Here is a 14,146-nt window from a genome sequence, read left to right on the forward strand (position 1 = left end):
CAAACCCGTTAGCCAGACAGCCTGTTGGTCCGCGCCTTGCAACAACTTGCCGCTCAACGTTCCGTGCTGTTTTTTTGACCATTCCGCATATTTCACAGGCCCGCTCAAGTCGACCAACTCTAACTCTCGACGTGCACTCACTGGAGCCACCCTCATGGCAGCATTGCAACAAATCACCGTTGACGCGCTCAAGCGCTCGGAATCCCAGCTTGCCGTTCAGTGGCACGCCGACCTGGAAGCCAGCGGCGCGACCCGCAATCTCAAAACCGAAGAGATTCGCCAGCAAGTTACCGACTTCCTGCGCCTGCTGACGTCGACCCTTGAGAAGGGTGGCTCGGTCAACATCACCACCACCGAGTGGGATGACGTTCGCCACTTCCTGGAAAAACTCTCCAGCCAGCGTGCGTTGGCCGGTCAGGATTCCCAGCAGACCGCCAGCTTCATCTTCGCCCTCAAAGGCCCGTTGTTCACACAACTGCAGCGCGACTTCGCCGACCAGCCCGCGCTGGTCGCCGAGCAAGTGATGCAGATCTCCGAACTGCTCGACGGGCTTGGCCTGCACACCATTCGCACCTATCAGAAGTCCCGCGAGGCGGTGATCAAGCGTCAGCAGGAAGAGCTGCTTGAGCTGTCCACCCCCGTGGTGAAACTGTGGGACGGCGTTCTGGCGTTGCCGATGATCGGCACGCTGGATTCGCAGCGCACCCAAGTGGTCATGGAATCCCTGTTGCAGCGCATCGTCGACACCGGCGCGGAAATCGCGATCATCGACATCACCGGTGTGCCGACCGTCGACACCCTGGTGGCCCAGCACTTGCTCAAGACCGTCACGGCGATTCGCCTGATGGGCGCCGATTGCATCATCAGCGGTGTGCGTCCGCAGATTGCCCAGACCATCGTGCACCTGGGCCTGGATCTGCAAGGCGTGGTCACCAAAGCCAACCTCGCCGACGCGCTGGCACTGGCCCTGCGCCGTCTCGGCGTCACCATTACCAAGGCGGTATGAGCCCATGGAGCGCATCCCGATTCTGCAGATGGGCGACTTTCTGCTCGTCACTATCCAGGTGGACATGCATGACCAACTGGCGATGACGCTGCAGGACGACTTGTCCGAACGCATCAGCCGTACCTCGGCCCGTGGCGTGCTCATCGACATCTCCGCACTGGACATGGTCGATTCGTTCATTGGCCGGATGATCGGCATGATTTCCGGCCTGTCGCGGATCATGGACGCCGAAACCGTGCTGGTGGGCATGCAGCCTGCTGTCGCCATCACCCTGGTCGAACTGGGCATGACCCTGCCGGGCGTCAGCACTGCGCTGAACGTCGAGCGCGGCATGAAACTGCTGCGCGAGAGAGCCTATTCCCAATGAGCGTGCGCAGCAGCGGCACTCAACCCATTCGCATCGAGCAGGATGTCGTACTCGCCCGCCAGACCACTCGCAAGCTGGCCCAGGAATGCGGCATGCGCCTGATCGACCTGACCAAACTGGTGACAGCGGTCAGCGAGCTGGCGCGCAACACCATGGTCTATGGCGGCGGCGGTGACATGGACTGGCAGATCATCGAGGACGGCGTGCGCGTTGGCCTGAGCCTGACCTTTCGCGACGAAGGTCCGGGGATTCCCGACCTGAAGCTGGCGATGACCGACGGCTGGACCTCCGGCGGCGGTCTGGGCCTTGGCCTGACCGGTGCCAAGCGGCTGGTGGACGACTTCGAGCTGGACACCGCGCCCGGCGCAGGCACCCGTGTGACGATCTGCAAATGGACGTGAGCCTGCACAGCCACTTGACTCAGGTGTTGCCGATCGAGGACATCAGTCAGGTCGGCCACGCCCGACGCACCGCGCAAAAGCTCGCCGAACAGGCCGGCTTCGACGAGGCCGACTGCGGCCGCGTTGCGCTGGTCACCACGGAGCTGGCGAGCAACATTCTCAAGCACGCGCAGAGCGGCGAATTGCACGTGCGTGTGCTGCCCGGCGATGTCTCCGGCGACGCATCGGCTGCGGTGCCGGGCGTCGAGATCATTGCCATCGACCGGGGCAAGGGGTTCGACGTGCAGAACTGCATGGCCGACGGCTTTTCCAGCCGTGGCACCCAGGGCATCGGCCTGGGGTCGATTCTGCGTCAGGCGCAAGTGTTCGACGTGCACAGCGACGCTCGCGGCAGCGCGCTTCTGGCGCGTTTCTTTCCGCGCAAAAGCGTGGTGAAGGACCTGCGCTTGGGCATCACGCAGCAGTCGCTGCACGATGACCCGGCCTGTGGCGATGTGTGGGAAGTTGCGGTCAAGGGCCAACAGGTGGCGATCATGATGATCGACGGCCTGGGCCATGGCCCTGAGGCGGAAGAGGCCGGGATGGCCGGTGCCCGGGCGTTCATGAGAAATCCCTTCGCTGATCCTGGCGTGCTGCTGGAAGACCTGCACTTCGACATGCGCGGCAGCCGGGGCGGCGCGGCTGCGCTGGCGCTGTTTGATGGCGCGTCGGGCAAGCTGCGCTTCATCGGCATCGGCAATATCGGCGCGACGCTGATCGGCGACGACAAAACCCGGGGCATACCCTCGCACCCGGGCATTGTCGGCCTGCAATACCGGAAGATTCCGCCCATCGACTACGCCGACTGCACCGGTCAGTTGCTGATCATGTTCAGCGACGGCCTGCAATCGCGTTGGAATCTTCGCGACTATCCGGGTCTGATGTACCGACACCCGGCGATCATTGCAGCGGTGTTACACCGCGATTATTGCCGGGGCAGGGACGACGTAACGGTATTGGTGATGGCTCTGGAGACGCTCGATGACTGACAACACTGCCCGCGAGACGCTCGAGGGCTCCCCCGCACTGGCGACCGAACTCGAGCTCCAGCGCGTGCGAGCCGAAGCGGCAGCCCTTCGCGCCGAGCTCGACGAGACGAACCAGGGCGTACTTGCCCTGTACGGCGAGCTCGACATGCAGGCCGAGCAGCTGCGCCAGGCGTCTGACCTGAAGAGCCGTTTTCTGGCCTACATGAGCCATGAGTTCCGCACGCCGCTGGGTTCGATCCTGAGCATCGCCAGCCTGCTGTCCGACGAATTGGACGGCACGTTGAGCCCGGAACAGCACAAGCAGGTCGCCTTTGTCAGCAACGCCGCGCGGGAATTGAGCGACATGGTCGATGACCTGCTCGACCTGGCGAAGATCGAAGCGGGCCGCATTTCCATCTCGCCGGCGTGGTTTGACATGTTCGATCTGTTTTCGGCGCTGCGCGGGATGTTCCGGCCTATCGTCGACACCTCGGCCGTGGACCTCATCTTCGAAGAGCCCGCGGGTCTGCCGAGGCTCTACACCGATGATCAGAAGCTCGGGCAGATCCTGCGCAACTTCATTTCCAACTCCCTGAAATTCACCCAGCGCGGCGAAGTACGGGTGTCGGCGCGGCTGGAGTCTGAGGACTCGATTCGCTTTGCGGTGACCGACACCGGCATCGGTATTCCTCAGGAGCTCCACGGCGCGCTGTTCGAAGATTTCATTCAGGTCGACTCGCCGCTGCAAAAACGCCTGCGCGGGACGGGGCTGGGCTTGTCCCTGTGCAAACGCTTCGCCGAATTGCTCGGTGGCCACGTGGGCGTGGAGAGCGAGCCCGGTGTCGGCTCGACGTTTTATGTGGTGATCCCGTTGGCACTGGCCCAGGAGCCTGCGGATGAAGCCTGAAACCCGGCTGCTGATCGTTGATGACAACACCGCGACCCGCTACGCCCTGCGTCGACGCATGGAGCGCCAGGGCTTTGTGGTCTCGGAAGCCGGCACCGGCACCGAAGGCCTTGCGCTGATCGCCGAGCGGATCCCCGACGCGCTGATTCTCGACGTCAACCTGCCGGACATGAGCGGCTTCGACATCGTTCGGCAGTTGCGCGCTGCGCCCCGCACGGCGCTGTTGCCGGTGGTCCACGTCTCTGCGGCCTCGATCCAGACCGGCGACATCGTGACCGGCCTTGAAGCCGGCGCGGACGCGTATCTGGTGCACCCGGTCGACCCCGACGTGCTGCTCGCCACCCTGCGCACACTGCTGCGGGTGCGTGACACCGAATACGCGTTGCGCGACAGCGAAGAGCGCTTTCGCGAAATTTTCGCCAACGTCTCGGCGCCGATTGCGGTGATGGACGGCCATCTGAAAGTCCACGAAGCCAACCATGCCTTTGCCCAGTTGCTGGGGCAGGCCGCTGGCGACAACTCGGTGCTGCGCAGCTTCATCGAAGACCAGGGCTCGGCGCTGGACGGGCTGCGTGAAGCGCTGGAAGCGGGCGAGCGCTGGATGGGCACGCTGAGCATGCGGGTCAAGGGCGAGCTGCGCGAAACCGAATGGCAGGTGTCGCCGTATCGGGTCAGCGGCATGAGCCTGGTCTTCATCGAAGACGTCACCGAGCACCGCCGCCGCGAACAGTCGCATCTGCAGCAGCTGGACTCGGTCAACAGCCGGCTCGCCCACGAAGTTGCCGAGCGCGCCCGGACCGAAGAGCAGTTGCTGCAGGCGCAGAAAATGGACGCCATCGGCAAGCTCACCGGCGGCATCGCCCACGACTTCAACAACCTCTTGACGGGCATCGTCACCGGGCTTGAGCTGATCAAGAAGCGCACCGAAGACGGTCGCACCGAAAAAGTCATGACCTACGCCGATGCCGCATTGGCGTCGGCGAAAAGCGCGTCGGCATTGACCCATCGTCTGCTGGCCTTTGCTCGCCAGCAGCCCCTCGACACCCGCGCTGCGGACGTCAATCAGTACGTGCGCTCCCTTGAAGACCTGCTGGGCCGCACCATCGGCAAAGGTATCTGCCTGACCCTTGAGCTGACGTCGCGCAGCGCTGTGGCGATGGTCGACGCCGGCCAGCTCGAAAGCGCCGTGCTCAATCTGGTGATCAACGCCCGTGACGCGTTGCCCGCGGGCGGAAACATCTGGATCAGTACCTTCGAGACCTATTCCCAGGGTCATTCCCGCATGGCGGACGGCGCGTACATTGCCCTGACCGTGCGCGATGACGGCGTCGGCATCGAGCACCATCTGATCGATAAAGTGTTCGACCCGTTCTTCACCACCAAGCCCATCGGCCAGGGCACCGGCCTGGGCCTGTCGACGATCTATGGTTTCGCCCGCCAGTCGGGTGGCGACGTGCAGATTCGCAGCGTTGTCGGCCACGGCACCGAGGTTACGCTGCTGCTGCCGGCGGCGGACGAGCAGCGCGTCGAGCCGCAGCAGCCTGCCGCCGTCGTCGCGCAGGGGGCAGGGGAGCACGTACTGATCGTTGAAGACACGGCCTCGGTGCGCATGTTCGTCAATGAAATCCTCACCGATGCCGGTTATCGCTGCACCCCGGTTGCCGATGTCGGCACGGCGCTGTCCTGCCTTGAGCACGACAGTACCATCGACCTGTTGCTCACCGACGTCGGGATGCCCGAAATGAATGGCCGTGAGGTGGCCCAGCGCGGCCGAAGCTGGCGTCCCGACCTGCCGGTGCTGTTCATGACCGGCTACGCCGAGAACGCGCTCAATCGTCAGGACTTTTTGGGCGAACGGATGGACATGATTCTCAAACCCTTCCAGTTGGTGGAGTTTCTGTCGAAAGTAAGGGCCATGGTCGACAGCTGAATGCGAATGAATGGTTTTTTTCTCGTGAATCAGTCAGTTCGGAGTATTTGAGCCGGTCGGTTTTTGTTACCGTGTGTGGCATCCCCATCCGTGCCGCCTTTCCGGCACATATTACCGACGCCGTTTGCCCAAACGTTGACGGTGAAGGAGCGAGACCTTGACCCTTAGCGACGACGACGGCCTTCAGGGCGCGATTGAGCATTGCGCGCGTGAACCGATCCAAATCCCCGGCAGCATTCAGCCCCAGGGCTTTCTGCTGGTCATCGACGAAGCGGCTTCGACCATCATTCAAGTCAGTGCCAATGTCAGCGACTGGCTCGGGCTGGAGCCCCAGTCGTTGATCGGCGCCACCCTCACCCGCGTGTTCGCCGAGCCCGAGCGGCTGCTCCAACGGCTGCAAGCGCTGCCTGAAGAAGAACAGAACCCGTTCCACATCGGTGAAGTGCGGTTCCTTTCGGGTTCCAGCACGGCTCAGCCGATGACCATGATGGTTCATCGTCACGATCATGTCCTGATCGCCGAGTTCGAGCCGGCCGGTGACATGACCGGCGCCTACGGCAATGTTTACCCGCTGATGCGCGGGTTCATCAGCCAGATGACCGTAGACGAAAGCATCGAAGCGCTGTGTCAGCGATCGGTCTCCGAGGTCAAGCGCATCACCGGCTTCGGTCGGGTCAAGGCCTACCACTTCGATGTCGATGGAAACGGCCTGGTCAATGCCGAAGCGGCAGATGACGACTATGAAAGCCTGCTCGGCCTTAGCTTCCCGGCGTCTGACGTGCCTGCCCAGGCCCGGGCGCTGTATCTGGCCAACCGTATTCGCGTCATTGAAAACGCCAACTACCAGCCATCGCCGCTGTTACCCGCCAACAATCCCCTGACCGGCGCACCGCTGGACTTGACGTTCGCCACGTTGCGCAGCGTGTCGCCGGTGCATCTGCAGTACATGCGCAACATGCAGACGATGGCTTCGATGTCGATCTCCATCGTGGTGCGCGGGCGGTTGTGGGGCCTGATTTCCTGCCACCACGCGACGCCGCGCGGGGTCAGCTTCCAGACCCGGACCGCCTGTGAACTGCTGGGCAGCGTCTTGTCCCTGCAGATCGAGAGCAAGGAAGCCCATGCCGCCAACCAGCGCATGCTCAGCCTGCGCCGACAAATCGTGCAGATGCTCGCGGCCATGGCCGACCTCGACAGCGTGACCGGCGGCCTGCGCGCAATGCCCGAGGTGTTGCTGGGTTTTGTCGGTGCCAGCGGCGCGGCGGTGATTTCCGGCGCCAGCGTCGATGTCTACGGCGAAACCCCCGAGCGCGAGCAGATCGTCAAGCTTGCCGAGTGGCTGAGCGGCCGTGATCCCCACGAGGTCTTCCGCTCCGACAACATCAGCCGCGACATTCCCGAGCTGCCCGTGCTGGCCACCTCGGTCAGCGGCGTGCTGGCGACGGCGATCTCCGAGTTGCATTCCAACTTCATCATCTGGTTCCGGCCCGAGCAGGCTCGCGTGGTCAACTGGGCAGGCAAACCGGAAAAAAGTGTCAGCCCGAGTGGCTCGCTGAACCCGCGTCACAGCTTCGCCCTGTGGCAGCAGACCGTGCGCGGGTTCTCCCGACCGTGGGACGACATGGATTGCGAAGCGGTGATCGAGCTGCGAGCGGCCGTGCTCGGCATCGTCCTGCGCAAGGCTGAAGAAATGGCCGCACTGGCCGATGAATTGAAGAAATCCAACAAAGAGCTCGAAGCGTTTTCCTACAGCGTCTCCCACGACTTGCGCGCGCCGTTGCGCCACATTGCCGGGTACGCCGAGCTGTTGAATGACATCGAAGGCAGCAAGCTGTCTGACCGAGGCGTACGCTTCCTGGAAAACATCAGTGATTCGGCACGATTCGCCGGTACGCTGGTCGACAACCTGCTGAGCTTCTCGCAGATGGGTCGCTCCGCGATGCGTTTCTCCGACGTGGACCTGAATGCGATGGTCGAGTCGATTCGCCGGGAAATGCTGCCTGATTACGAAGGCCGCGCGCTGGAGTGGAAGGTCACCGGTCCACTGCCCGTGGTCATTGCCGATGCGGCGTTCCTGCATCTGGCGATGCGCAACCTGTTGTCCAACGCGATCAAGTACACCCGCAACCAGGACCCGGCAGTGATCGAGGTGGGGAGTTACGAGGAAGACGGCAAGGTCGTGGTGTTCATCCGCGATAACGGCGTCGGCTTCGACATGGCCTACGCCAGCAAGCTGTTCGGGGTGTTCCAGCGCCTGCACCGCATGGAGGAATTCGAAGGCACCGGCATTGGCCTGGCAAGTGTCCGACGGATCATCGAACGCCATGACGGCACTGTGTGGGCGCACAGCCAGTTGGGCCATGGCGCCACTTTTTATTTTGCGCTGCCCAAGCGCGGTTTGACCGTAACTCTTTGAGTGTCGAAGGAGACGCCCAGTGCTTAAACCCATTCTTCTGGTGGAAGACAATCCGAACGATCTCGAGCTGACCCTTGTCGCTCTGGAACGTAGCCAGTTGGCCAACGAAGTTATTGTGTTGCGTGACGGTGCAGAAGCCCTTGATTACCTGCTGCGCCGCAACCACCATCACGATCGCGTGGTGGGCAATCCGGCGGTGATGCTGCTGGACCTGAAACTGCCAAAAGTCGACGGCCTTGAAGTGCTCAAGGTCATCCGCGAAACCGAGGAGCTGCGCAGCATTCCCGTCGTGATGCTCACGTCTTCCCGCGAAGAACCCGATTTGGACCGCGCCTACTCGCTGGGTGTGAACGCTTACGTGGTCAAGCCGGTCGAATTCAAGGAATTCGTCTCGGCGATCTCGGATCTTGGCGTGTTCTGGGCAGTCCTGAACGAGCCACCGCCGGGTTCCCTGCGACTCGCCCGTCGCCCGGGCTCCTGAATCCGGCGCTTGCTGGCCTGCGTCAACGCATTTGCGCAAGCCCCTACTGGAACAATGACTTTTATCCATGTCGTTATCGCAGCTTAAATTGCTTTTGGTCGAAGACAGTTCGCTCGATGCGGAGCTGATTCTCCTCACCCTCGAAAACAGTGGGCTGAAGGTCGACGCTACGCTGGTCTACAACCACCAGGACGTCGAACGTGAGCTGACCGCCGCACGTTTCGACCTCATTCTCAGCGATTATCTGTTGCCGGGCTCGTCAGGAGCCGACGTGCTCAATAGCGCGTTGCGGCTGGCCCCGAAGACGCCGTTCATCTTTCTCTCGGGGATCTTCGGCGAGCAGCATGCCGTCGAGATGATGCGCATGGGCGCCATTGATTACGTCCTCAAGCAGAACATGAAAATGCTGCCCAAGGCGGTGGTGCGCGCGGTGTCCGAAGTGCAGGAGCGGGAAAAGCGCCTGTACGCCGAGAAGACGCTGCAAGTCGCGGAAGTGCGTGCGCATCTGGCGATCGAAGCGGCCGACATGGGCGTCTGGACCTACGATCCGCGCACCGACACGCTGCTGTGGGACGAGCGCTGTAAAACGCTTTACGGCGTTGAAGCCGACGCCCACGTTACCCTCGCCCTCATGTTCCTGCTCTGCCATCCGGACGACCGCGATCAGTTGCACAGCAAGGTCATGGCCGCGCTGACGGTGGACACCTCGTTCCAGATCGAGCACCGCCTGATTACCGATGAGGGCGAGGAGCGCTGGGTCTTCGCCAATGGCCGCTCTCTGTTCGAAGACGGCCAGTGCGTGCGCTTTACCGGCGTCATGCAGGACATCACCGAACGCAAAAATGCCACCCAGGCGCTGCTTCAGCTCAATGAAATTCTCGGCGAACGCGTGGTTCAGCGAACCCGCGAGCGTGACCGCACCTGGGAGCTGTCCCGGGAGCTGCTGGGTGTATTGCATTTCGACATGACGCCAATCGCCCTCAACCCGGCGTGGGAGGCGACGCTGGGATGGGGTCGGGATGAGGTCGGCCAGCAGCGGTTGAGCGAATTCATCCATCCGGATGATCTTGCCGCCACGTTGCGCGAGACCGCCAGCATTGCCGACGGCCACGTGACCACGCGCTTCGTGAACCGCATGCGCCATGCCGATGGTGGCTTTCGCTGGCTCTCGTGGACCATCGTGCCGGACGACGGGCTGATGTACGCCGCGGTCCGCGACATCACCGGCGAGCGGGCGGTGGTGGACGAACTGGCGGCGACCAACAAGCGTCTGCGCGATCAGATCAAGGAGCGCGAACGGGTCGAGGCCGCCTTGCAGCAGATGCAGCGGCTCGAGGTAGTCGGCCAGTTGACCGCCGGCGTCGCCCACGACTTCAACAACCTGCTGACGGTGATCCTGACCAGCGCGAACTTCCTCAGCCGGGATCTGGAAAAAGGCGTGTTCACCAAGTCGCCGCAGCGCCTGCAGAACATCCGCGAAGCGGGCGAGCGGGGCGCCAAGCTCACCAGTCAGCTGCTGTCGTTCTCCCGTCGCCAGCGCCTGGAGCCCGTTGCGCTGAACCTCAACGACACGATTGACGGCATGCGCGAACTGCTGGGTCGAGCATTGGGCGGCAGCGTTTGGGTGGAAACCGAACTCGCCGAGGACCTGTGGAGCGCGTTGGTGGACCCGACGCAGACCGAGATGATCATCCTCAACCTGGCGATCAACGCCCGGGACGCTATGCCCCAGGGCGGGGAACTGCGCTTGAGCACCTGGAACGAGATGGTTTATCGCCTGCCGTTACGGCAGGAAGATCCGGAGCCCGGCGCGTATGTGGTGTTGTCGGTGAGTGACTCCGGCTGCGGCATGAGCGCGGAAGTCCTGGCCAAGGCCTTCGAACCGTTCTTTACCACCAAGGCGGTGGGCAAGGGCTCGGGGTTGGGTCTGGCGCAGGTGTTCGGCTTCGCCAAGCAGTCCGGTGGCGGCGTGAGCATCGACACCGCCGAAAACGCCGGCACCACGCTGCGGGTGTACCTGCCCAGCGTGGCGCGCACGGCGGTCCCGGTGGTCAGCGCCTCCGACATGCCCGGCCGCGCCGATGCGGACACCAAGCACCGCACGATTCTGCTGGTAGACGACGACCCGGACGTACGCTCGGTGACGGCGATGATGCTGGTCTCGCTGGGGTATTCGGTGGTCGAAGCGGACAGCGGCGACGAAGCGCTGAAGAAGCTCGACCCCGGCATCGAACTGCTGCTGACCGACTTCGCCATGCCTAACATGACCGGTGGCGAGCTGGCGGAAATCGTCCGCCGCGACCACCCGCAGCTGCCGATCATGTTCATCACCGGTTTCGCCGACATCGACATCCTCGACGTCGACCCGAAGCTGATCGTGCAGAAGCCGTACAAGGAAGAGGAACTGGCGAAGAAACTGGCCCGGGTGTTGATGCAGGCGTAGGTCCGAAATTCCGCGGGCTGAAGCCTCTCCCACCGGGATTGCACTCATCTGCAGGGCCTGCGACGGGCTCCCATTGTAGGACCGGCTTTAGCCGGGAAGGCGTCGGTTGCCACACCGCGAGGTTGATGGCGTACACGCTGGCCTCTTCCCGGCTGAAGCCGGTGCTGCTCCAATTGCGCACACCCGCGCGGCTCGTGGTCCTGCCGCGATTTTGGGTACGCCGCCATCCTTGTGGGAGCGAGCTTGCTCGCGAATGGGCCATGACATGCCGCTGAACATCCATCGGCTGAAACACCCCTCACTCACCCCGCGTCAGCACTTCCAGCAGTTCAATCTCAAACACCAGATTCGAATGGGGTTTGATGTGCGCGCCCATCGAACGCTCGCCGTACGCCAGCGCCGCAGGCACCCGCAACGTCCGTTTGCCGCCGACCTTCATGCCCATCAGGCCGATGTCCCATCCCCTGATCACCCGACCGGTGCCGATGACGCACTGAAACGGCTTGCCGCGCTCCCACGAGGAATCAAACACGGTGCCGTCTTCCAGGGTGCCGGTGTATTGGGTGGTGATCAGCGCGCCTTTGACGACGGCCTTGCCGGTGCCTTCCAGCAGGTCGACGATGCTCAGTTCTTCATTCATGTTCAGATTTCCACAGCGAGAGGAGGCGGGATGCAGGCTGGCCAAGCGTAAGCAGCCGGGAGATTGGCTAGGTCAAATCGTGCAGGTCTCGCCCGAGGGGCGGGGTCAATGACCATTCGGAAAACCTCACCTTTAACCCTTGCCGCTCCGGTGTGCAGCACATAGGACCCACCGTGTAGCGGTCCGCGTCTGGAAAGGGAGCAAGTCTAAGCAGCGGCCAGGTCATTCCGTCGGTGGAGTATTGCAAGCGCAGCACTCCATCGGAAACGGTCACACGAAGCCAGAAATCGGTTGGGTCGCCAGAAAAGCTGCAGGGTGCCCAATCCGACGTGCCGCGTGTCAGCACGCTACTGATCATTGGCATTCCATCGTTATATTCGATTCCTGCCTTCAACCAGGTCTCCTCATTGAGCCTGACCATCATCCCCGCCTGGTCATAGAGCTCGCGAAAATCGGCATTCACTCTGATTTGAGCGGTAAAGCTACCAGTGGTCTCAAACCCCAGGAAATGTCCGCTGTCTCGAATGAACCCGTAATGGGTTTCACGCCAGAAATCGGTTTGAAGGTCAGTCACAATTTCTAACGTGTGTTCAGCGATGCTTTGGCAATGGCTCGGCTTGTTCAGCCATTCGGCAGTCTGCCAAATTGACGCTTCAGCGTTCTGACTGCCCACTTCAACCTGTTTTTTATCCACCAGGCTACCTCCGTCGTTAATAGCTGTATCCAGAAGTGAAGGACTGAATCGAACGCATGATCGCCGCCCCTCGGTTATCGGCGCAAGTGAGACTAGGAACAGCGACAGCTGAGGGCTCGCCGGCAACGCTCCAGACGTGTCATCAGGAAAAAAAACGGCGCGGCCCTTTACAGGGTCGCGCCGTTTTTGTGGGTCTGAGGATTCAGGTCTGACGAATCGGACCTGACGAATCAGGCCCCTTCATCATGCGATGACGTCAGTGCTCCACTCGCCATTCACCAGGCGCTTGAGGCCCAGCGGGTTGGCGTTTTGCAGCGCCGCCGGCAGCAGACTGTCCGGGTAGTTCTGGTAGCAGACCGGGCGCAGGAAACGGTCGATCGCCAGGGTGCCCACCGACGTACCGCGCGCATCGGAGGTCGCCGGGTAAGGACCGCCGTGAACCATGGCATCGGACACTTCAACACCGGTTGGGTAGCCATTGACCAGGATGCGGCCGACTTTCTCTTCCAGCACCGGCACCAGCCACTGGTACTTCTGCAGGTCGGCGGTTTCGCCGATCAGCGTGGCGGTCAACTGGCCGCGCAGCGCCAGCAGTGCGGCTTTCAGTTCCGCGTCGTCTGCCACTTCGATCAGCAGCGTGGTCGGGCCGAATACTTCTTCCTGCAGCAATTCGTCGCCGTTGAGCAACATGCTGACGTCGGCCTTGAACAGCTGAGCCTGGGCCTGCTTGCCTTCCTGCGGCTTGCCGGCCAGGTGCGTGACGCTCTTGTGCGCCAGCAACTTCTCGACGCCTTTGCTGTAGCTGCGCAGGCCGCCTTCGTTGAGCATGGTTTGAGGTGGCTGACCGCCCATGTGCTCGGTCAGCTGCTCGGTGAACGCGGTCAGGGCAGGGGAGCGAATGCCGATCACCACACCCGGGTTGGTGCAGAACTGACCTGCGCCCATGACCACGGAAGCGGCGAGTTCGCCAGCGATGGCAGTGCCGCGCGCCGTCAAGGCGCCAGGCAGCAGTACCACCGGGTTGATGCTCGACATTTCGGCGAAGACCGGAATCGGCTGCGGACGCTCGGAGGCCAGTTTGCACAGGGCGTTACCGCCGTGCAGCGAACCAGTGAAGCCGACCGCTTGAATGGCCGGGTGCTTGACCAGGCCTTCGCCGACGCCGCTGCCGAAGATCATGTTGAACACGCCTTTTGGCATACCGGTTTTTTCGGCAGCGCGAATGATAGCGTTGCCCACCAGATCAGCCGTCGCCATGTGGCCGCTGTGGGCTTTCACCACAACCGGGCAACCGGCAGCCAGTGCCGAAGCGGTGTCGCCGCCGGCGGTGGAGAAGGCCAGCGGGAAGTTGCTGGCGCCGAACACGGCCACCGGGCCGACGCCGATGCGCTGCTGGCGCAGGTCGACACGTGGCAGCGGCTTGCGATCCGGCAGGGCTTGATCGATACGCGCGCCAAGGAAGTCGCCGCGGCGCAGGACTTTGGCGAACAGGCGCATCTGGCCGGAAGTACGGCCACGCTCGCCCTGGATACGACCGGCCGGCAGCGCGGTTTCCTGGCAGACGAGGGCCACGAAGTCATCGCCCAGGGCGTCGAGTTCGTCAGCGATGGCATCAAGGAACTCGGCGCGACGGGCCGGGCTCAACTGGCGGAATTCAAGAAAGGCGTCTTTGGCGGCCGAGGCAGCGGCGTCGATTTCCGCGTCGGTGGCCTGATGGAAGGTGTAGGGCAGTGCTTCGCCAGTGGTGGCGTCGAGGCTTTTATGGCGTGCTTCGCCGAGGCCACTGCGGGCGCCGCCGATGAAGTTCTGACCGAGAACGGTAGGCATCTGCTTCTCCTGTTATTTTTGGGGCGA

12 protein-coding genes are annotated in these 14,146 nt (G+C 62.6%); 9 read left to right on the forward strand and 3 right to left on the reverse strand.

Annotated features, from left to right (window positions below):
- The first annotated feature begins 154 nt into the window (after window positions 1-154).
- The 9 genes from AC07VF_RS03335 to AC07VF_RS03375 all read left to right on the forward strand — a co-directional run bounded on the left by AC07VF_RS03335 (window position 155) and on the right by AC07VF_RS03375 (window position 10,958).
- Complete coding sequence (locus AC07VF_RS03335; protein ID WP_192172052.1) at window positions 155-1,006, forward strand: STAS domain-containing protein; 852 nt, start codon at window positions 155-157, stop codon at window positions 1,004-1,006.
- A gap of 4 nt (window positions 1,007-1,010) precedes the next feature.
- A complete protein-coding gene (locus AC07VF_RS03340) occupies window positions 1,011-1,373 on the forward strand; it encodes an STAS domain-containing protein (RefSeq protein ID WP_192172051.1) in 363 nt (120 codons plus the stop codon).
- Entirely contained in the window at window positions 1,370-1,774 is a 405-nt protein-coding gene (locus tag AC07VF_RS03345) for an anti-sigma regulatory factor (protein WP_192172050.1), read from the forward strand. Before AC07VF_RS03340 ends, AC07VF_RS03345 begins: the two co-directional genes overlap by 4 nt.
- Window positions 1,765-2,802, forward strand: coding sequence for an ATP-binding protein (locus AC07VF_RS03350; protein WP_282373119.1), 1,038 nt, complete (start codon window positions 1,765-1,767; stop codon window positions 2,800-2,802). The genes AC07VF_RS03345 and AC07VF_RS03350 overlap by 10 nt, the downstream gene beginning before the upstream one ends.
- Window positions 2,795-3,688 (forward strand): sensor histidine kinase, encoded by an 894-nt coding sequence (locus AC07VF_RS03355; RefSeq protein WP_192172048.1) that lies wholly within the window; start codon window positions 2,795-2,797, stop codon window positions 3,686-3,688. Before AC07VF_RS03350 ends, AC07VF_RS03355 begins: the two co-directional genes overlap by 8 nt.
- On the forward strand, window positions 3,678-5,618 hold the full coding sequence (locus AC07VF_RS03360) for a PAS domain-containing hybrid sensor histidine kinase/response regulator (RefSeq protein ID WP_495008062.1): 1,941 nt from the start codon (window positions 3,678-3,680) through the stop codon (window positions 5,616-5,618). The genes AC07VF_RS03355 and AC07VF_RS03360 overlap by 11 nt, the downstream gene beginning before the upstream one ends.
- A gap of 157 nt (window positions 5,619-5,775) precedes the next feature.
- Complete coding sequence (locus AC07VF_RS03365; protein ID WP_495008063.1) at window positions 5,776-8,034, forward strand: ATP-binding protein; 2,259 nt, start codon at window positions 5,776-5,778, stop codon at window positions 8,032-8,034.
- A gap of 19 nt (window positions 8,035-8,053) precedes the next feature.
- Window positions 8,054-8,515 carry a response regulator gene (locus tag AC07VF_RS03370; RefSeq protein WP_192172045.1) on the forward strand — a complete coding sequence of 154 codons (462 nt, stop codon included), beginning with the start codon at window positions 8,054-8,056 and terminating at the stop codon, window positions 8,513-8,515.
- 67 nt (window positions 8,516-8,582) lie between these two features.
- Window positions 8,583-10,958: a response regulator gene (locus tag AC07VF_RS03375; protein ID WP_282373123.1), complete on the forward strand. Its 2,376-nt coding sequence runs from the start codon at window positions 8,583-8,585 to the stop codon at window positions 10,956-10,958.
- Between the two features lie 298 nt (window positions 10,959-11,256).
- Here the strand turns inward: AC07VF_RS03375 and AC07VF_RS03380 are convergent, their stop codons facing one another.
- From AC07VF_RS03380 to AC07VF_RS03390, 3 genes are all read right to left on the reverse strand, one after another.
- The gene (locus tag AC07VF_RS03380; protein ID WP_495008064.1) at window positions 11,257-11,598 is read right to left on the reverse strand and encodes an FKBP-type peptidyl-prolyl cis-trans isomerase; all 342 of its coding nucleotides are present in this window, start codon (window positions 11,596-11,598) and stop codon (window positions 11,257-11,259) included.
- A gap of 67 nt (window positions 11,599-11,665) precedes the next feature.
- A complete protein-coding gene (locus AC07VF_RS03385) occupies window positions 11,666-12,244 on the reverse strand; it encodes a DUF1349 domain-containing protein (RefSeq protein WP_495008265.1) in 579 nt (192 codons plus the stop codon).
- Between the two features lie 291 nt (window positions 12,245-12,535).
- Window positions 12,536-14,119 (reverse strand): aldehyde dehydrogenase (NADP(+)), encoded by a 1,584-nt coding sequence (locus AC07VF_RS03390; RefSeq protein WP_192172041.1) that lies wholly within the window; start codon window positions 14,117-14,119, stop codon window positions 12,536-12,538.
- Window positions 14,120-14,146 lie beyond the last annotated feature (27 nt).

Source organism: Pseudomonas sp. GW821-FHT02H06 (genome assembly GCF_059421525.1).

Excerpts from the sequence above, each read along its gene's own strand:
- AC07VF_RS03335 (WP_192172052.1), top strand. The coding sequence starts at position 155 with ATGGCAGCATTGCAACAAATCACCGTTGACGCGCTCAAGCGCTCGGAA.
- AC07VF_RS03340 (WP_192172051.1), top strand. The coding sequence starts at position 1,011 with ATGGAGCGCATCCCGATTCTGCAGATGGGCGACTTTCTGCTCGTCACT.
- AC07VF_RS03345 (WP_192172050.1), top strand. The coding sequence starts at position 1,370 with ATGAGCGTGCGCAGCAGCGGCACTCAACCCATTCGCATCGAGCAGGAT.
- AC07VF_RS03350 (WP_282373119.1), top strand. The coding sequence starts at position 1,765 with ATGGACGTGAGCCTGCACAGCCACTTGACTCAGGTGTTGCCGATCGAG.
- AC07VF_RS03355 (WP_192172048.1), top strand. The coding sequence starts at position 2,795 with ATGACTGACAACACTGCCCGCGAGACGCTCGAGGGCTCCCCCGCACTG.
- AC07VF_RS03360 (WP_495008062.1), top strand. The coding sequence starts at position 3,678 with ATGAAGCCTGAAACCCGGCTGCTGATCGTTGATGACAACACCGCGACC.
- AC07VF_RS03375 (WP_282373123.1), top strand. The coding sequence starts at position 8,583 with ATGTCGTTATCGCAGCTTAAATTGCTTTTGGTCGAAGACAGTTCGCTC.
- AC07VF_RS03380 (WP_495008064.1), bottom strand. The coding sequence starts at position 11,598 with ATGAATGAAGAACTGAGCATCGTCGACCTGCTGGAAGGCACCGGCAAG.
- AC07VF_RS03390 (WP_192172041.1), bottom strand. The coding sequence starts at position 14,119 with ATGCCTACCGTTCTCGGTCAGAACTTCATCGGCGGCGCCCGCAGTGGC.